This window comes from Cyclobacterium qasimii M12-11B (assembly GCF_000427295.1).
GTDB classification, from domain to species: domain Bacteria; phylum Bacteroidota; class Bacteroidia; order Cytophagales; family Cyclobacteriaceae; genus Cyclobacterium; species Cyclobacterium qasimii.
This window is the reverse complement of sequence record NZ_ATNM01000131.1, coordinates 19,396-38,056: the sequence shown is the minus strand read 5'-3', so window position 1 is coordinate 38,056 and position 18,661 is coordinate 19,396. Positions and strand designations below refer to the sequence as shown.

At 41.6% G+C, this 18,661-nt stretch carries 14 protein-coding genes; 5 read left to right on the top strand and 9 right to left on the bottom strand.

The window, feature by feature from the left end; all coding sequences use genetic code 11:
* Positions 1-1,615: 1,615 nt before the first annotated feature.
* The 4 genes from ADICYQ_RS15415 to ADICYQ_RS27770 all read left to right on the top strand — a co-directional run bounded on the left by ADICYQ_RS15415 (position 1,616) and on the right by ADICYQ_RS27770 (position 7,108).
* On the top strand, positions 1,616-4,576 hold the full coding sequence (locus tag ADICYQ_RS15415; protein ID WP_020892427.1) for a DNA polymerase III subunit alpha: 2,961 nt from the start codon (positions 1,616-1,618) through the stop codon (positions 4,574-4,576).
* A gap of 159 nt (positions 4,577-4,735) precedes the next feature.
* Complete coding sequence (locus tag ADICYQ_RS15410; protein ID WP_040416588.1) at positions 4,736-5,878, top strand: hypothetical protein; 1,143 nt, start codon at positions 4,736-4,738, stop codon at positions 5,876-5,878.
* A 290-nt stretch (positions 5,879-6,168) separates the two neighbouring features.
* Entirely contained in the window at positions 6,169-6,891 is a 723-nt protein-coding gene (locus ADICYQ_RS27775; protein ID WP_020892423.1) for a hypothetical protein, read from the top strand.
* A 22-nt stretch (positions 6,892-6,913) separates the two neighbouring features.
* Positions 6,914-7,108 (top strand): hypothetical protein, encoded by a 195-nt coding sequence (locus ADICYQ_RS27770; RefSeq protein WP_020892422.1) that lies wholly within the window; start codon positions 6,914-6,916, stop codon positions 7,106-7,108.
* A gap of 145 nt (positions 7,109-7,253) precedes the next feature.
* Here the strand turns inward: ADICYQ_RS27770 and ADICYQ_RS15400 are convergent, their stop codons facing one another.
* The 6 genes from ADICYQ_RS15400 to ADICYQ_RS15380 all read right to left on the bottom strand — a co-directional run bounded on the left by ADICYQ_RS15400 (position 7,254) and on the right by ADICYQ_RS15380 (position 14,236).
* A complete protein-coding gene (locus ADICYQ_RS15400) occupies positions 7,254-8,339 on the bottom strand; it encodes a c-type cytochrome domain-containing protein (protein ID WP_235114714.1) in 1,086 nt (361 codons plus the stop codon).
* Positions 8,339-8,704 carry a DUF2231 domain-containing protein gene (locus tag ADICYQ_RS28800; protein WP_020892420.1) on the bottom strand — a complete coding sequence of 122 codons (366 nt, stop codon included), beginning with the start codon at positions 8,702-8,704 and terminating at the stop codon, positions 8,339-8,341. The genes ADICYQ_RS15400 and ADICYQ_RS28800 overlap by 1 nt, the downstream gene beginning before the upstream one ends.
* A gap of 5 nt (positions 8,705-8,709) precedes the next feature.
* A complete protein-coding gene (locus tag ADICYQ_RS15395; protein WP_020892419.1) occupies positions 8,710-10,197 on the bottom strand; it encodes a DUF1501 domain-containing protein in 1,488 nt (495 codons plus the stop codon).
* Positions 10,194-13,001, bottom strand: a complete 2,808-nt coding sequence (locus ADICYQ_RS15390) for a DUF1553 domain-containing protein (protein WP_040416585.1) — start codon at positions 12,999-13,001, stop codon at positions 10,194-10,196. Before ADICYQ_RS15390 ends, ADICYQ_RS15395 begins: the two co-directional genes overlap by 4 nt.
* 166 nt (positions 13,002-13,167) lie before the next feature.
* On the bottom strand, positions 13,168-13,413 hold the full coding sequence (locus ADICYQ_RS15385; RefSeq protein WP_020892417.1) for a hypothetical protein: 246 nt from the start codon (positions 13,411-13,413) through the stop codon (positions 13,168-13,170).
* 436 nt (positions 13,414-13,849) lie between these two features.
* The gene (locus ADICYQ_RS15380) at positions 13,850-14,236 is read right to left on the bottom strand and encodes a VOC family protein (RefSeq protein ID WP_020892416.1); all 387 of its coding nucleotides are present in this window, start codon (positions 14,234-14,236) and stop codon (positions 13,850-13,852) included.
* Positions 14,237-14,889: 653 nt separating this feature from the next.
* On the opposite strand from ADICYQ_RS15380, the gene ADICYQ_RS15370 reads away from it, so the two are divergent.
* Positions 14,890-15,894, top strand: coding sequence for a Gfo/Idh/MocA family protein (locus ADICYQ_RS15370; RefSeq protein WP_020892414.1), 1,005 nt, complete (start codon positions 14,890-14,892; stop codon positions 15,892-15,894).
* A gap of 240 nt (positions 15,895-16,134) precedes the next feature.
* On the opposite strand, the gene ADICYQ_RS15365 is transcribed toward ADICYQ_RS15370, so the two are convergent.
* From ADICYQ_RS15365 to ADICYQ_RS15355, 3 genes are all read right to left on the bottom strand, one after another.
* Positions 16,135-17,553, bottom strand: coding sequence for a sodium:solute symporter family protein (locus ADICYQ_RS15365; protein WP_020892412.1), 1,419 nt, complete (start codon positions 17,551-17,553; stop codon positions 16,135-16,137).
* On the bottom strand, positions 17,550-17,777 hold the full coding sequence (locus ADICYQ_RS15360; protein ID WP_040416581.1) for a hypothetical protein: 228 nt from the start codon (positions 17,775-17,777) through the stop codon (positions 17,550-17,552). The genes ADICYQ_RS15365 and ADICYQ_RS15360 overlap by 4 nt, the downstream gene beginning before the upstream one ends.
* A gap of 113 nt (positions 17,778-17,890) precedes the next feature.
* Positions 17,891-18,661 (bottom strand): 3-ketoacyl-ACP reductase, encoded by a 771-nt coding sequence (locus tag ADICYQ_RS15355; RefSeq protein WP_020892410.1) that lies wholly within the window; start codon positions 18,659-18,661, stop codon positions 17,891-17,893.

Genomic DNA, 18,661 nt, shown 5'->3' with positions numbered 1-18,661 from the left:
ATATCATCCGAAAATCATCATCGGTAGGCTTAGAGAGGGCTTTGAGCCGAGAAGGCCGAAGGAATCTCCAACGTAATGAGATTGCCACACTCTTTCTCAATGCAGCACCTACCCAAAAAAGGGTTCGCAATGAGGATGCAGCAATTTATAACGGAATCGTTAATATTAGAGCGCGGTGGCCGGGCCAAAACTACGAGGCGGCGTTGGGCCTTGCGGGCGGAAGTTTAGATTTGGCTAGATTTTTCTTTGGTTCGTTTCTTTTCATCAATGCCTGTCCTGAAGCGTAGCAATTCAGGGGAAAAGAAATGAACGGATAAATATTAAATATGCCTTTACCTTTGCCAAAAACATTAATAATATGCCCAGCATCTCAATTTCCTATATCTATGCCAAAATATTTACTATTGCATTTGTTACTTTTTTGCTGCAGGCCTGCCCTGAAACGCAGTAAATCAGGGCAGGCCCTGAAACGCAGTAAATCAGTGGTCAAAAAAGTAACCAACCTGTCCTGAGACTTCAGGGAAAACCCCGCCGCTGAGTATCTTTTTGGCTAAAATTTAAGGCTACCCTCACACAGGCAAACTCCTGATTTTTAGGCTTGTACTTGCCCACTTACTTCCCCAGTACTCATTCTATAAACCTTGGTCAAACATGCCTGTGTCCTTGCTAATCCCTGCTCAAATTTCTTAACGCCGAAAATCTACAAGGCGGAAATTAATTTATCATATGACCTGAACCAAATTCAGTTTTATAAACACATCATTGGTAGGCTTAGAGAGGGCTTTGAGCCGAGAAAGCTGAAGGAATCTCCAACGTAATGAGATTGCCACACTCTTTCTCAATGCAGCACCTACCCAAAAAAGGGTTCGCAATGAGGATGCAATAATTTATAACGGAATCGTTAATATTAGAGTGCGGTGGCCGGGCCAATACTACGAGGCGGCGTTGGGCCTTGCGGGCGGGAGTTTAGATTTGGCTAGATTTTTCTTTGGTTCGTTTCTTTTCATTAATGCCTGTCCTGAAGCGTAGCAATTCAGGGGAAAAGAAATGAACGGCAATCCAGTGTTTCTAGGGATAAAATCACTTAGAAAGCCAAACTTACAATGGAGCGTTTAACCAGTAACGTTTCTATTAATAATATTTCTTTCCTATTAATATAGAACTGAAATTAGGAAGTGATGGTTTGGGTATTACAATTCTGGTTTTCTTATACATATTCAATTAAACCCGAAATATGCAATAGACAATCTATTACGTGCTGAAATCGCTTCAAAATCAGCCACTTCGTTGCTGTCTTCAATTTCACCATAGCGGTGCTATGCTAAAATCTCCAAACAGCCTGATTTTTTTTTGCGATTGCAACACTTCCCGTAAACACAGGACAGGCCATCACGAATCCTATTACATAATCCGGGTTTAAATAAAAAAATTTAGGAAATAAATCACCAATAGAATAAAGATAAAAAAGCAGCTTAATGGCTATTTTAATAGATACATCCTGTGTTGGAAATACCCAGTATTGCCTTTACTGAGTTAAAAATTTCCCTACCAAATCCCTAAAATCAATTCGTTTTGTTTATATTATTAACCATTAAATGTTAATAATATAAACAAAATGCACCTTAACTGCCACAGTCACTACAGCTTCAAGTACGGCACACTCTCTGTTGAGCAGCTTGTAGCGGAAGCCAAGAAGCAAAAACTCGATGCCCTGGCCCTGACAGATATCAACAGCTGTTCGGGGGTGTTTCCTTTTATCCGAGAGGCCCAGAAAAATGGCGTTCATCCAGTCATAGGAATAGATTTTCGCAATGGCAGCAAGCAGCAGTTTATTGGTCTGGCTAAAAACCAGGAAGGTTTTTATGAGCTGAACAGATATCTCTCTCATCACTTGATGAACAAATTACCTTTTCCCGAAAGGGCACCGGCATTCGACCACAGTGTGGTGATCTACCCTTTTACTGAAACTTTCTTTGACCTGAAGGAAAATGAATACCTTGGCATACGCCCTGCTTTACTCAACCGACTCCCTTACAGCCCATGGGCCAAATACAAAGAACGCCTGGTGCTTTTGCAACCGGTTTCCTTTGCCAGCAAAACGGCCTTCAATGCCCATCGTCTGCTACGGGCCATGGATGGAAATACCCTGCTCAGCAAGCTTGCGCTTAGCGAGCAGGGGGATCCTACGGATCGGTTTTATGGTTATGCCGACATGGTTGGGCGCTGTGAAGGACACAGTTACCTGATTTACAATTCTCAAAAGCTCCTGGAACAGTGCCAGTTTTCCTTTTATTTTCAGGCCGTAAAAAACCGGCGGGATATTCTGGGGTCTGATTGGGAGGATTTTGATTACCTGCGGCAAGAAACTTACAAAGGAGCCATTCGCCGCTATGGCAACCTGGATGAAATCAAGGAAAAGCGCATCATCAAAGAGCTGGAAATCATCCAGCAAAAAGGCTTTGTTTCTTATTTTCTGATCAATTATGACATTGTCAATTTCGCGCAACACAAAAACTTCTTCTATGTAGGCCGGGGCAGTGGAGCCAACAGTATTGTGGCTTATTGCCTGGCCATCACAGATGTGGACCCCATTGAGTTGGACCTCTATTTCGAACGTTTCATCAACCTTTACCGGGAAAACCCACCGGATTTTGACCTTGATTTTTCCTGGAAAGACCGAGATGAAATCACCCATTATATATTCGATACCTATAACCAACCCAAACAGGACCATGTCTGTCTGCTGGCAACATTTAACACCTTTCAATACAATTCCGTACTGAGGGAATTGGGAAAGGTCTTTGGGCTACCCAAGTCAGAAATTGAATCTTTGATCTATCATGGGGACAAGCTGGAGAGCAGCAATTACATTCCCGACCAATACGGCAAACTGATTTATCAATACGCCAAAGTGATCCGAAACATGCCTTCCCATTTGAGCATCCACGCTGGTGGAATACTGATTGCCCACAAGCCTATACACTATTACACCGCTACCGAGTTGCCGCCCAAGGGCTTTGCTACTTCCCAGTTTGACATGCATGTGGCAGAAGACATTGGGTTGCATAAATTCGACATTCTCAGCCAAAGGGGCCTTGGACATATCAAAAGTGCACTGGAGCTGATCCACACAAATCAGGGAAAAACAGTGGATATTCGTCAGGTGGCTGCCTTTAAGAAAGACCCCAGCATCAAAGCGCACCTTCGTGAAGGCCGTACCATCGGGGCATTCTATGTTGAATCTCCCGCCATGCGCATGCTGCTCGCCAAAATGAAAGCCGATGAATACCTGGAGCTGGTAGCAGCCAGTTCCATCATCCGGCCAGGTGTAGCCCGGTCAGGCATGATGCGGGAATACATTCTGAGACATGTTAATCCGGCCCGTAGGGAAAGGGCCCATCCTGTATTGAAAGACATCATGCCTGAAACTTATGGTATTATGGTCTACCAGGAAGATGTAATCAAAGTAGCCCACCATTTTGCGGGGCTCACACTGAGTGAAGCAGATGTTCTTCGCCGGGGAATGAGTGGCAAATCCCGCTCTAAAGGAGCCATACAAAGGGTCAAAGAGCGCTTCTTTAGCAACTGCAAGGAAATGGGCAGGGATGGAACTGTAACAGGGGAAGTATGGCATCAGATCGAAAGTTTTGCTGGGTACTCCTTTGCCAAGGGACATTCAGCATCTTTTGCCGTAGAAAGCTACCAAAGCCTGTACCTGAAGGCCCATTATCCACTTGAATTCATGGTGGCTGTCATCAATAATTTTGGCGGATTTTATCATACAGAATTCTACATCCACGAGCTGCGAATGAATGGAGCAGATGTACAGGCCCCACACCTGAACGAAAGTGACTATTTCACCAATATCAAGGGAAAAACAGTTTACCTGGGCTTTGTACATATGAAATACCTGCAAAAGGAAACATCCAACAGGCTATTGGCTGAAAGGCAAGAAGCTGGGCCCTATGCAGGACTGACTGACTTTATCTCCAGGGTAGACATCAGCCTGGAGCAAGTGCTGATCCTGATCCGTATCGGTTGCTTTCGCTTTACAGGCAAGAGCAAACAAGAGAATCTTTGGGAAGCCCATTTTATTATGCACCGCAAAAAAAGCCCTGTTGGTGGAAGTCAGCGTTTATTTACCAATGCTGGTTTCCGTGAGCTGGAGACACCTGTTCTGGAAGATTTAGACCTGAGGCAGGAGATTATCGACCAACTTGAAATATTGGAATTTCCGCTGATCAGCCCTTTCCACTTGGTAAAAGATCAGAAGACTTCAGGAATTGCCGCATTGGAAATGAAGCAATTCCTTGGCAAGCGCGTACAACTTGTTGGCTACCTGGTCACGGTCAAGTACACGCGTACCGTTAAGGGGGATGTCATGAATTTTGGCACTTTTATAGACAAAGACGGGCATTGGATAGACACAGTACACTTTCCTCCCGTAGTAAAAAAAACACCCTTAAAAGGCCGAGGAATCTATCTGCTTAAAGGAAAGGTAACCGAGGAATTTGACTTTTACAGCATAGAGGTAAGTAGCTGTGAAAGAATGGCGTATTGGAATGCAGATGATTGACAGTAGAAAAAATGGGAAAGAATGGACACTTCCGGACATCCCATTAGGAGGGAATTCTCAGAGACTACTTGCTTCTTCCTTCCAACAAAATGAATATCATTCCTATTCAAATTGGATTCACCTAATTTATTATTAATTTAATAGTCCAAATTCGATGGTATGAAAAAATTAATCCTGCTACAACTGTGTCTGGTCAATTACCTCTTATCATGTGGCCCCACTGCAATAGATAAGGCACCAGCTACCTCCTACGCTTTAGAAATAGTAGATTCAGTACAGGTGGATTTTCTGGGGAGCCTGTCACTTTATGCGGTTCATTCCACCAAAGATTTATTTCTTTTCCATGAATTCCGGCAAAATCAATTCATCCTCACGGATAAAAACGGGGAGGTTCTTTCCACCTTCGATCAACCCGGCGATGCGCCCAGCTCCTATGGCAATACCGCTTGTTCCGCTACTTTTGTCGGAGACAGTATTGTCGTCATGGGGCGACAAAAGCTGGTGATATATAACCTTGATTTTGATTATATTAAAAGTCATCAAAAACCCTATGCAGGTCAAGGTATGACTTACTCCGGCTTTGATCATTTGCATAAGGTCAATATAGGCGATGAAACCAACCTAGTTGCCTTTACCGGAGGAGCCCAACATCCAGTCGCAACAAATCAGGAGGACTATTACAACCATTTCAACACCTTTGACCTTATCAGCCTTGATTCAGGGGGCTACGTACCCATTACTCCCCTGCATCCCAAAAGCAGGTACAAACAGGGTAAAGCTTTTAATTTTATCAGGCCAATGTTTCAGGTAAATGAAGACAAGATTCATTTTGTTTTTGCCACAGACACCTTATTTCATACCCATGACCTGAGCAAAGCCGAAAATGGATTAACCGTGGAAGGTATCCCATTTGATGATTTTATCCTTAATCCGGGATACCCATTTAGGGGAAGTGAAGATTATGACACCCCAAAACCTAGGAAAGGTGTAGTAGAAAGCTATTTTAGGGTGGATGAGAAAGACCTGATCCTTTACCGGTCTGGCCTGTCTCTTGAAGCTACCCCACCCCGGGAAACTGTTAGCAGAAAGGAATGGGACGAAATCAACGCCCGATTAAACCCCTTAAAGTTTCTTGTGAGAGAAGCTAAAGGGATATACAGCGAAGTTGGCCTCTGTCCCACCAATTTTACCCCTACGTATGTGGATGGTAAAAATCGGCTGTGGGCGCGACAGCATGTTGAGCTTTTGGATCAGGAGCCTGAATTCTATACCATTTATCAGGCAGCATTGGTCCCGCAGTAAATATCTTTACTAGAAGTAGCGAGAGACTTAGTAGCCCAAAAAAGGGTACGTAGTGACGATTTAGTAGATTTAGGCCCATTTTAACTCGAAATCAGGTTGCTAGCATTGGTTTTAAGCAGATTTTTTGGTTTTAAATGATATTTTTACAAATCACATCCAAAAAGTCGGATAAGAACCAATCGATGAATTTTGAAACCGCTGGCGATGTGAAATACATCATCCAATAATCCCAAAAAGACAATCACAATGCGAGTAATTTTTCTTTCCGCTATTTTTTGGTCTGCTTAAGCATGAATGCAGAAGCACAAAATTCAGTAAGGGATGATGGCCATATAGGGATAAATCCAAATAATGCGATTAATGGAAGTTCAAAAGACAGAGATAGGGCTGAAGAAAAATCATTACAAAGTATCAATACTAAAACCAGTATAGTAATTTCTCCTCCACTGGGAAGAATGGCAATTGTGGCGGATGGCAATTCTCCCGACCCGGATGATCTTGGTGGAACAGCTGTTTCTTTGGCCCTGTTGCGTGCAACAGGTTTAACAGACAGATTGGTGCATTATTCCCATAGTTGTGATTTGGTTAGAGGTTCAAGGATTTCTGAAAGGGCTGAAAGAGAGCGGCACTATTTGATGCAAGTAGCCTGCGATGTTACGGCCCGTAAATGGGGAGGATATGATTCCCTGGTATTTTTCGATGCCCTTTGGCAACAAGGGGAAACGGTCAATGATTTGGCTAAAGCAATAAATGAGTCTTCAGCCGAAAATCCATTGTGGATCATTGAAGCTGGCGAACCTGACATTATAGGACTTGCTTTGGAAGCTGCTGCCAGTGATAAACACCAATTCGTAAAGGTTATTACCCATCATCCGGCAAATGACAATGCAGGGGATTTTTATACCTGGAAACAGCTATTGGATTTTGAGGTAGAAGAAGTTCGTATTCCAGACCAAAACACAAACCTCAAGGTGGATTTAGCACAATGGGATTGGGCAAAAAAATCACGCTGATCCCAGAATCCAGTGGGTATGGATGCTAGGTAAAATAGCAGAAGTAGATGATGTAGTTAAATTTCAAAAAGGCAAATGGGATTGCTCTGATGCAGGCATGGTTCTCTATTGGGCTACTGGAGCAACTGATGGAGGGATGAAATCAGGAACAGTAGAAGATGTAAAAAGCATATTATTGAATTATGTTGAAGCCAATCCGATTTCAACCCAAAATTAGGTAATAAACATCCCATTTCTTACTCTAAGAACCACTATGTAAAAGCCCCCAATCCTAAACTGGATTGGGGGCTTGGTATTTGTCGTTATCCGTAATCAATACACCTACGATTATTGTTTTTCAGGAAATGAATACAGGAGTAAAATCAATTACTCACGGCAATCGGCTTGACTTCTACTGTGAGAGAATCTATCATATTGACTTCATATCCAAGATTGACCTCTATTAGACTTGCTTCCTCCATGAATTTGGTAGCCCCTTCTTTACTCACCTCTGTATCCCAGGCATACAAGCGTCTTAGGTTCGGTAATTTAGACAGGTGATCAAGTCCTGTATCCGTAATTTTAGTACCATAAAGGTTAAGCGATTCTAAAAAGCTCAAGCCTGCCAAATGGGTCAATCCTGCATCTGTGACAGCTGTTTTTTCAGCCCTTAAACGGGTAAGGTTCTTGAATTTCCCTACTGCCTCCAATCCTACATCGGACAATTGGGTATCTTTAACATCTACCCATGTAATCTGATCAGGAAAGTCTGTGGCCAATCTCCCAAGTAAGGCATCTACTGAATCTTTTCGGTACAAAGTCACCTGAAGCCAGTTGTCTTCATTTGAAAGTCGCTTGATTGCAATGCCTTCACTCACATAAGCGTTTAATTTTTCTTCGTCAAAAGGAGTTGTACCTTCTGCCAGTAATATCTCTACAGCGCTTTTGTTTGCATTGGGGTCAGATAAAGTAAGCAATACCGTTTTCACTTCCTCATCTGCCTGAAGTTCCGCGACTTTTTTATCGAAAGATGCTCCTTCATTGATCCACCATTCAAGCAAAAGCACCTGATCATCGGTCAATTGAGACTTCCCTTTGGGGGGCATATGGTCGTCATGATTTTCTTCCAGGTGAACCCTTTTGATCAGCTCACTTTCCGCAGCACTTCCAGGTTCTAATATGGCGCCATTTTCTCCACCCTTCAAAAGCGCTTCCTTAGTATGCATCTGTAAGTCACCCTTCTTTTTGCTGGCATTGTGACAGGAATTGCATCGCTGCTCCATGATGGGATGGATAATATCCACATATACAACTGCCTCATCCAGGTTCTCTATCAATTTCGGTCCTTTTTCTTCTACAGGAATACCCGCCAACTTTTTCATGGTATCAGGCATGTACTGGGTAAGAAAGGTAGAGCCGTGTGTCAGCGATCCCCCATAGTGCCCCGCACCACCTAGAAGCAACATCATTACAGAAAGTGTCCCCAGGTAAGCCCTTTGAATTTGGAGGGTAGGTTTTTTTCTCGTTTGAAGTGCAACCACCAGGCTGCAAACGCAAAGAGTACCAATAATATTCCTGACCATTTATGAATAAAAAGCAAGTCTTCACCATAATCACCAGCTTGCGCCAGCATTAAGCCGAGAACTGCTGTCACCAATGCAGATAGGGCTCCAAGTGCCAAAACAAATCCTACAGCTGGTTTCAGGTGGGCAAACTGATCCTTCCGGGAAAGCAATTCCATAAGAAATCCAAGGGCTAGAAACCCTATTGGTAAGTGTAAAAACAGGGGGTGAAACCTGCCAAAGAAAATAATAATATCTGATCCTTGCTCCATTTAACTTATGCGATAACTTTACTAACTACTTTACCGGACACGTCCGTCAATCTAAAATCTCTTCCTTGCGCAAAATAGGTGAATTTTTCATGATCCATACCCATTAAATGCATAATTGTTGCCTGTAAATCATGGACATGTACTTTATCCTTGATGCCATAATAACCTATTTCGTCGGTTTCTCCAAGGGTAAATCCACCTTTTACGCCACCTCCAGCCATCCACACAGGGAAGGCTTCCGTATGGTGATCTCTACCTTTATAAGGCCATTCTTTCCCTCCTCTATTCTCTTGCATAGGCGTACGTCCAAACTCTCCACCCCACACAACAAGGGTATCATCCAACAAACCTCTTTGTTTCAAGTCTTTGACCAATGCGGTCATGGCTTTGTCTATGGGTTTACATTTTATTGGCAAGCCAGTGTCCAATGCTTCCCTTTCTGCTACTCCATGCATGTCCCAGCCCCAATCGAACAACTGAACAAAACGAACCCCCTTTTCTACAAGTCTTCTGGCAAGCAGACAGTTATTGGCAAACGAAGTTTTGCCCGGTTCAGTCCCATACATTTCATGGATGTAATCAGGTTCATCATTGATATCCATCACTTCTGGTACCGAAGTTTGCATGCGGTAGGCCATTTCATATTGTGAGATTCTGGTCAGGGTTTCAGGGTCTCCAAATTCTTTGTATTCTTTTTCATTAATGTCGTTGATGGCATCAATGGTCTGCTTACGGAGGCTTCCATTTATCCCAGATGGATTGGAAACAAAAAGTACTGGATCACCTTCAGAGCGACATTGTACCCCTTGATAGACAGACGGTAAAAAACCACTTCCCCAGACCGATTTCCCTGCATCAGGCGTATTCCCACCAGAAACCAGAACCATAAATCCGGGTAAATCTTCATTTTCAGAGCCTAAGCCATAGGTTACCCAACTCCCCATACTTGGACGGCCAAGGCGCGGTGAGCCTGTCTGCAAAAGCAATTGTGCCGGTGCATGATTAAATTGGTCCGTATGCATGGTTTTGATTAAAGTCACATCATCCACTACGGACGAGAAATGCGGCAAATTGTCTGAAACCACCATGCCTGAATTTCCTCTTGGGGAGAAAGCCGCTTGTGGCCCCAACATTTTTGGAACCCCCTGAATAAAAGCAAATTTCTTCCCTTCTAAAAGTGACTGAGGGCAGTCCTTTCCATCCAGTTTTGCCAATTCCGGTTTGTAATCAAAAAGCTCCAGCTGTGAAGGGGCCCCTGCCATGTGCAGGTAAATAATCCTCTTGGCACTGGGAGCAAAATGTGGTACTTGTTTACGAATATAGGATTCCAGGTCAGGCACAGGATCTACTGGGGCATTTCTATTGCAACCCAATAAGCCTCCCAAGGCAATGCCCCCTAAACCTGTAGTGCATTGTTTGATAAAATGCCTTCTGGTCCGGCTTTGCATTTCCCGGTATTGGTATTCATTGGTTAAATCGATCCTTCTACTCATGATTTCATCAGAAATTCGTCCAAATTCATTATAACATTGGCCATCACTGTATATACAGCCAGGGCCTTATCCTCTTCTCCGGTTAGTTTACAAATCTCCTCCGGGCTATTTTCAAAATAGGTTATTGTTTGCTGGTAAATATTTTGAAGGTCCTCCAGTTTTTCTTCGCTTATCCCTTTTATCATCGCCTTGCTATAAAGTAGTGAAAGTCGCTCTTCCTCATCAATATCCGACGACAAAAGAACCTCCCTACCCAAAGCAATGGCTGCATCAAGGTAAACCGGATCATTTAGGGTCACCAAAGCCTGAAGCGGTGTATTGGTCGCTATCCTCTTGGGCAGACAAAATTCCCTACTTGGTGCATCAAAGGAGATAATAGACGGATAAGGACTGGTCCTTCGCCAAAAAGTATACAATGCCCTTCTGTATTTTTCACTTCCTTTACTTGTCTCCCACTTTGTTCCACTGTACACTACCTGCCAGATCCCATCTGGTTGTTCAGGCATCACACTTTTGCCTAACATTTTCCCACTTAATAAACCAGAAACAGCCAAAGACTGATCTCTTACCTGCTCCGCATTTAACCTAATCCTAGGACCTCTTGCCAACCATTCATTCAAAGCATCCTTTTCTGTACCCTCTTTAGTGAAATGAGATGACTGTCTGTAGGTAGCCGACATGACAATCTCTTTCATTAATTTCTTTATGTCCCATTTAAAATCATCCTTGAATTTAATCGCCAGCCAATCCAATAACTCTGGATGGGTAGGTGCGAAACCTTGGGAACCAAAATCCTCCATAGAGGAAACTATACCTCTTCCAAAAAATTGTTCCCAGATTCTATTGACCATCACACGAGAAGTAAGTGGATTCTCCTCATCAAACAACCATTTGGCCAGCCCCATTCGGTCTTTAGAATAATCATTGAAGGAATTCCAAATATCCGGGACACCTACTTCTACTTCCTCGCCTGGCACCATCCAACTCCCTTTCTCAAAGACCCTTGACACCCTATGCTGATTTTCTGGTAAATCAACCATTACTGGTGTAGCTTCCATTTCATTTTCGGAGTTGAATAGCGCGTACATTGCTTCTTCCACTTCCGAATATTTCTCATCCCTTTCTCCAGGCAGGCCATGATGAAGCATCAACCAATCAAAAGTACTTGTTTGTTCGATTCCTTCCTTTCCTTCCCAAACCATATAAAGATCATGAACTCCTGTCACAGCTTTTATAGGCAAAGTAATGACCTCATTGAGGTAATAGGTGACATCCTTTTTGTCCTCCTCATCGTACTCTATTTTAAACCTGGCTTTCACTTTCCATTCGGCAATTTGTTGCCCATTGATACTGTCGAGGTGAAAAGTAATCTTGCCCTCATTCCCATTTGTTCTTGCTTTAAAAACCAACCTATCTTCTCCTTCAAAGGGCAAATTCTTTGTAAATGAATATACTTCCTGATCTACCTTGAATGTAGCTGTTCCTTTAATAGGAAGGCCTTTATCCATTTGGTAAAAATAATGTGCATACAATTTGGGAACACCCAACCTCAGCAAGCGATCATAATAATGACCGTTTCTTGCATCAGTACCATGATCATTGGCCCAATTTTTTATCAGTTCTAACTTTTCTAAGTCCTCATCTTCTTTGTAGGAGATCAGCACTGGTGCTTCACTAGGCACATCAGCATCTGCTGTTTGATTAAAAAAGGCCAGACTTCGGAAAAAATCTTCGTGTCTGATCGGATCATAGGGATGGCTGTGGCACTGAACACATTCCATTGTAGTCCCTTGCAAGACCGTCCAGGTAGTATTGACCCGGTCCAGCACAGCTGCTACCCGAAACTCCTCATTGTCTGTGCCTCCTTCATCATTGTTCATCGTATTGCGGTGGAAAGCTGTCGCAATAAAATCCTGATCTGTGGCAGATGGCATAAGGTCCCCGGCCAATTGTGTAATGACAAACTGGTCATAGGGAAGGTTTTCATTGAACGCATTGATCAACCAGTCTCTGTATTTCCAGATTTCTCTGGCCCTGTCTGCCTCATATCCTTTCGAATCAGCATACCTTGCCAAGTCCATCCACATGGCCGCCCAGCGTTCCCCATATGCGGGCGAAGATAATAAGCTGTCCACTACTTTTTCGTAGGCATTATCAGAGCCGTCATTGATGAATTCCTGCATAGCCGTAATTGTGGGAGGAAGCCCTGTAATGTCAAGACTAAGTCTTCGGAGCAAGGATTGCTTGTCCGAAGTAGGATTTGGGCTAAGCTGCTTTTCCTCTAATTTTGCTTGGACAAAACGGTCTATATCATTCCTGATCCATTCATTATCGGTTTCAGGTACAATTTGTTTTTCAGGAGCTTTATAGGCCCAGTGATCATCCCACTGTGCTCCTTGATTGATCCAACGAGAAAACAAAGCTATCTCTTCATCAGAAAGAGGCGTGGATTCTAAAGGCATGCGGTACTCCGGATTTTTATGAGAAATCCTTTGCATTAGCTCACTTTTATTCACATTTCCAGGTACAATGGCCCTTTTTCCAGACTCATTGGCTTCTAAAGCTTCTTCTTCAAACAGCAAACTGAATCCCCCAGAACGCTTTACGCCACCGTGACAAGCAATGCATTTGTTGTTGATTATAGGTCTAATGTCATGATTGAAATCAACCCTTTCTCCAAGCAATACCTCTGGCAAATACCTATGCTTATTTTCCAAAGGAACTACCCGTACTACCCACCATAATAACCCTAAAATAAACGTGGATGTTAATATGTAAACTATTGCTTTTTTCCGGCCGATCATACTCAATTTTTGCCCAATCAATCTAATTACGAAACAAAGTAATTAAAAACACCCTTAATTCAAATAATAGATTTCATGAATGGGTAATTACTAAGATTTTTGAAACAAAAAAAGGTAAGCGCCGAACACTTACCTTTATTAAAAAGAAGTATAAAAAAATCACCAACTAGTCTTCCAACACCTTTGCTTTTAATCCAGCAAAATGTTCGGTAAGGTTGTCTTTTATGGTTTCCCAAGCCATTTCATTGTTATTCTTGTCTCTCATGAAAATGTTTTTTTCAGTCTTTTTGGAGGAAATTACCGTTTCACCATTCGTTCTAAATTGTGTGTGGCGTAACTCATGACGCTCACAAGCAATACATATGAACAACAGCAATAAAACATCCGGTAGAAACAGTAATTTGCTTTTCATTTCAATAATTGGATAGTGGGTTCTTAGTCCTTACGATAGCTTTTTATTCTTTGTCCTGAAAAAGTGAAAAAATATTACTTTTTATTAAGCGCCACAAAAATGTCAAGTTCAGATTGAATTAAAAACTGCTACAAAACCGAAAGAAAATGGAGCAAGGTCAAGACTGTGGACTGCAATCCATTTGACTCAGTAAAAATTAATGGCTGCGGATACGTTTGTAATGCGAGTCAAAAAAAAGCTGGCGCCATTCTAAAATAGTGCCAGCCAGATAACATGGAGATAAGCGCTCCTATTAATAAAGGGAAAACACAGATCATCCTTTAATTTAATACAGGTACAATTCGACTGTTTATTTAGTGGTTCATTTCCCGCAGATTTTATTCCTGGCAGGTTCCCTTACAATATTAATGAGATCCGCATTAGGCATCAAAATGCCTTATTTCAACATAGGATGGGCTCTTTTACAGAACTGGATAGCGAGTCCCCAAGGGTCTCTCATCATTAATAATCGGGTACCATCTTCTAAAGTGTCGTCACTTATTAATACAGCTCCTGCTTTTTGCATTCTTTCCTTTTCCTCTTCTGGGTTTTCAGATACAAAAGCCAAATGCACCATTAATGGATTCAAATTAGCATAATCCAATATTTCAGCATCAGGGTTGTTGTACAATTCAATCATTGTTCTCCCACTGTTGTCCGCCAAAAAGGTCATGTAGGGAGAGGTGGTCATTTTTTTAACCACTGTCATACCTAAATGCTCTTCATACCAATCTGATACGGCTAAGGGATGTTTTACATTAAAAGCGATGTGTTCAATTTTCATGCGTCTGTATTTTTCGATAAAATGAGTTTTTAACAATTTTTTTAGTGCGTTTACACAAAAAACCCCTCCATGGATCGTGAAACCTTTATGGAGGGGAAAAATAAAAATAATCTTTGATGATTCGTTAAGTGCTATTATATATCAGCGCAACATTTGTTCGATTTTGAATCGCTACTTTAAAGCACAAATGTAGAGAAATACCTGAATGAAAAACTTGAAAACTTATTTTCCAAGGAGATAGCTACCAATTAATAATTAGTGTGCCAACTCGTATTTTTTAAATATTTATTACAATTCACATATTTAAACATTAATATCAAAAAAATCAAATTTTCACTGAGAGAAATGCGTTTTTCGTACTTAGCCTACCTCTTTAAAAGTTGGTAAAGGATTGACTGAACACATCCCTTTAATGGCGGCTTTTTCACCAAAATGACTTTTAAAGTAGTTCATATCGACACTTTTCACTCCCATTTTTGGTGTTTCAGCTATTGAAAAAAAAGCATGCGAAGTATTTAAATTATAATAAACCTTATCAAAAAGAAGACTGCCTTCCTTTTGGCATTGGAAGACAATAATATTAAATTGCTTCAATAAACACAGCCCAAGAATAAGGGATAATAATTGTAAATTTTCTTTAAACTCGAACACCAATGAAAAAAAAGCTGAAGTGGGGAGTACTTAGTACTGCCAAAATCGCCAGGGAAAAAGTCATTCCTGCAATGGCAAATAGTGATTTGTATGAGATTTATGGCATCGCTTCCAGAAACTTGGACAGAGCTAAAGAAACAGCGAAAAGCCTGGGAATTCCCAAAGCTTATGGCTCCTATGATGAACTTATCAATGACCCTGAGATAGATGTCATTTATAACCCACTGCCAAATGACATGCATGTATCCTATACACTTAAGTGTATAGAGGCAGGAAAGCATGTGCTTTGTGAGAAACCTATGGCATTGAACAACGAGGAGATAGATGGACTAATTACTGCAAGGGACAAATTCAATGTAAAAGTAGGTGAAGCCTTTATGGTAGCTTCAAACCCCCAGTGGTTGAAAGCCAGGGAACTGGTTAGAAGTGGGTATTTGGGTAAGATAAAAGCAGTTCAAGGCTTTTTCAGTTATTTTAATGACAACAAAGACAATATCCGGAACATTGAGGAAATGGGAGGCGGTGGCGTTTGGGACATTGGTTGCTATCCTGTTTTCACATCCAGGTTTGTGCTAGATAAAGAGCCTGGCAGACTGGTCTCAATGCTGGAATTTGACCCTCAGTTCCGAACCGATAAAGTGGGCTCCGTACTACTGGATTTTCATGAAATCCAAATGACATTTACCATTAGCACACAGCTGACTGCTTATCAGCGGATGCTCTTCTTTGGTGAGAAAAAAATTATGGAAATCAGGATTCCTTTCAATGCGCCTTCGGATCAACCCAATGAAATTTATATTCATGAGGGTGACTTCTCTAAAGCCAACGCTGAAAAGATTGTATTGCCTATCAGTAATCAATATACCCAGCAGGCCATAGATTTTTCCAATGCGGTTCTTGAAGACAAAGAGGTTCCTGTTTCTTTGGAAAATACCAAGGCAAACACGAAGGTGCTACAAGCCATTTTCCAATCTTCCAGCAGTGAAAAATGGGTGAACATTATTTGATGCTAATTCAATACTAATCCCTAACTATAGGTAAATACGCTTCAAAAAGCAGACTAGTAATTCCTTTAATCAGTCTACTTTTTGAAGCTTTTTCTTTAGGATCAATTCCTTTGACAGCCTTTATAAAATCCAGAAACAAATACGCCCCTGCTTTGAGAAAGCAGAGGCGCAATGAAAATCTGATTGGATACCTTAGATTGTTAAACAATCAACCTCAGGTTCCATTTGTAATTTTTATTCTTAATTGACTTTAGTGTCAGTAACAATGCGTTTTTCACTGCTCAGGTAACTTCCTACTGCGGAGATTCCAAGAACAATAAACAGCAACAAGTCTAGACGGATTCCAAAATACATATTAGGGATTATTCCTCCCAAAGACATTAGGAATATCGCCAGCCCACCTAAAGACAAGTAGATCATCACTGGTGAAATTTTTCTGTCGCTCAAAATGCCTAGTAAAATCATTGGCCCCATGATACCTGTACCTGCAAAACTTACCCTTGCAAGCAATACCAATTGATCGAAAACAATGATTGAGAAAATAAAAGCAATGGTTGAGAAAATGAATATCCCAATTTTTGTTCGCTTCATAATCACATTCTCAGCTCCTGTAAGAAGCCCTCTTAATTCTGATCCCATTGCAAAAATCATTGCATTGGTAGTAGACAAACCTGCAGCTATCAAACCAATAATGGCAAGCGCAGCAACGGCCTCATGTTGGTCATTAAGAAATGCCATGGCAAAGAACTCCTGACTACTATACTCACCATACAGATCTGCTCCGTACATCCCGATAAAAACAGTTGGAATGATCACCAAGATAGCAAATGCTCCCAATGATACAGCCATCAATTTCATCGTTTTCATACTTTTCATTACTACAATCCTGGTAGTAAATTGAGGTTGAGTGACAGGAATCATCAATATTGCGATTAGCGAAGCAAGCAGAAATTGAGGAGTAAGCAATCCTTTTGGTCCTGGTGTTGAAAGTAATTCTTCTTTTACAGAACCTACTTTTTCAAACATTTGTCCTATGCCACCAAAGTGATCAAGACAAGCCCATCCTATGATCCAAATCACGGCTAGCAAAAGCACACCTTGAATGGCATCACTAAAGATAATCGCTTTTAACCCACCTATCTCACTATAGGTCAACATGATTAACACGATACCTAAAGACCAACCCCAGGCTGGTAAAGATTCAGGAAATGCTGCATCCATAAATATAGCAATCCCTTGAATTTGAATCCCTACATAAGGAATCAAAAACAAAAAGGCACTAAGAAAGAAAGTATATCCTGCTAATTTGTTTTCATAACAACGTGAAATCAGCCCTGATACACCTCTAAATTCCATTCCTCTGACTTTTTTACGAATTTCGTAACCAAACCAAAGCAATACAAATACCATCGCACCATCCGAAACCGCTAAGAAAATCCATGCTCCTATACCGTTGATACGGAAGAAATCAGGCATTCCCAAGAATGTAAATGTGCTAAAAAGTGCTGCAGCAAACGTCAGCACCCCCAAAGACAGGCCAATATTTCCGCCTGCCATCATAAATTCTTCAGAAGATCTCCCTTTCTTATAAGACTTGAGAGAAGCAAAAACCAAAAGGCCTGCGTAAATCAGACCAAAAACCCAAACCCAGAAAATCATATATCGTCCTCCTCATTTTGCATGCCTGGATGTACCCTAGTACCTATAAAGGTAATGACAACCAATAGCACTGTAATTATAAAACTCGTCCAAAGACTGTAAGGAATTCCTCCCAGCATTGGTTTAGACACTCCTTGAGGAATGATTAGGGGGGTATAGGTTATGATGCATAAGAAAACGGCTGCATAACAACAAATTTTCCAGTATAATTTCTTTTTTTCCATTTGAATTGGGTTTAATACCTTTAATTGACAATATACAATTGTTGGTTGATTCTGAACAAAAATTTATTTAAAAGGCCAAATGGCCGGAATAAACTCCGGCCATTTAGTAAAATTTAAAGTCGAGGAAGCGTCAAACCACCATCCACCATGATCACCTGACCTGTGGAATAAGGAAAATCACCTTTAGCTAAAGCTGTTACCGCCAAACCTACGTCTTCGGGTAAGCCCCACCTTGGTTGAACCATTAACCCTTCACCGATCAACTTGTCATATTTCTCTTTTACACCCGAGGTCATGTCTGTTGCAATCACTCCTGGTCTAACTTCAAATACAGGGATGTTATATTCCCCAAGCCTCACTGCAAACAATTGGGTGGCCATACTCATCCCAGCTTTCGCTACACAGTATTCACCTCTGTTTACTGAGGCAACTGTTGCAGAAATTGAAGAGACATTGATGATGGAACCAACAAAATCGGCTTCTTTTCCTTTCTGTTCAATCATCCAGTTTGCTGCCAATTGAGAGAGGAAATAAGCTGAATTGAGGTTGGTTTTCAACACATAGTCAAAGCTTTCTTCAGTGGCCTCCAAAATGTCTTTTCGCTCTTTGGGTGCTACACCTGCATTATTGACCAAAACATTCAATCGACCATAATGGGATTTGATCTTGTCCATAATCCCCTGTCTTTCTTCAGCACTCCCAACATCTCCTCGGCAATAAAGTACATCTGCTCCCAAAGCCTTCAATTCTTCAAGGCTGGAGAGGGTATCCTCTTCCTTACGCATGCCATTGATGGCCAAGTCAAAACCTTGCTTGGCCAGGCATTTTGCTATTCCTAATCCTATTCCTCGGGATCCCCCAGTGACTAAGGCTACTCTTTTCAT

Bases quoted from the DNA above. Each gene is read 5' to 3' on its own strand.
- ADICYQ_RS15395 (WP_020892419.1), bottom strand. From the start codon at position 10,197: ATGAGTAGAAGGATCGATTTAACCAATGAATACCAATACCGGGAAATG.
- ADICYQ_RS15400 (WP_235114714.1), bottom strand. From the start codon at position 8,339: ATGATGTTGCTTCTAGGTGGTGCGGGGCACTATGGGGGATCGCTGACA.
- ADICYQ_RS15415 (WP_020892427.1), top strand. From the start codon at position 1,616: ATGCACCTTAACTGCCACAGTCACTACAGCTTCAAGTACGGCACACTC.
- ADICYQ_RS28800 (WP_020892420.1), bottom strand. From the start codon at position 8,704: ATGGAGCAAGGATCAGATATTATTATTTTCTTTGGCAGGTTTCACCCC.
- ADICYQ_RS15385 (WP_020892417.1), bottom strand. From the start codon at position 13,413: ATGAAAAGCAAATTACTGTTTCTACCGGATGTTTTATTGCTGTTGTTC.
- ADICYQ_RS15380 (WP_020892416.1), bottom strand. From the start codon at position 14,236: ATGAAAATTGAACACATCGCTTTTAATGTAAAACATCCCTTAGCCGTA.
- ADICYQ_RS27770 (WP_020892422.1), top strand. From the start codon at position 6,914: ATGCTAGGTAAAATAGCAGAAGTAGATGATGTAGTTAAATTTCAAAAA.
- ADICYQ_RS15360 (WP_040416581.1), bottom strand. From the start codon at position 17,777: ATGGAAAAAAAGAAATTATACTGGAAAATTTGTTGTTATGCAGCCGTT.
- ADICYQ_RS15390 (WP_040416585.1), bottom strand. From the start codon at position 13,001: ATGATCGGCCGGAAAAAAGCAATAGTTTACATATTAACATCCACGTTT.
- ADICYQ_RS27775 (WP_020892423.1), top strand. From the start codon at position 6,169: ATGAATGCAGAAGCACAAAATTCAGTAAGGGATGATGGCCATATAGGG.
- ADICYQ_RS15365 (WP_020892412.1), bottom strand. From the start codon at position 17,553: ATGATTTTCTGGGTTTGGGTTTTTGGTCTGATTTACGCAGGCCTTTTG.
- ADICYQ_RS15355 (WP_020892410.1), bottom strand. From the start codon at position 18,661: ATGAAAAGAGTAGCCTTAGTCACTGGGGGATCCCGAGGAATAGGATTA.
- ADICYQ_RS15410 (WP_040416588.1), top strand. From the start codon at position 4,736: ATGAAAAAATTAATCCTGCTACAACTGTGTCTGGTCAATTACCTCTTA.
- ADICYQ_RS15370 (WP_020892414.1), top strand. From the start codon at position 14,890: ATGAAAAAAAAGCTGAAGTGGGGAGTACTTAGTACTGCCAAAATCGCC.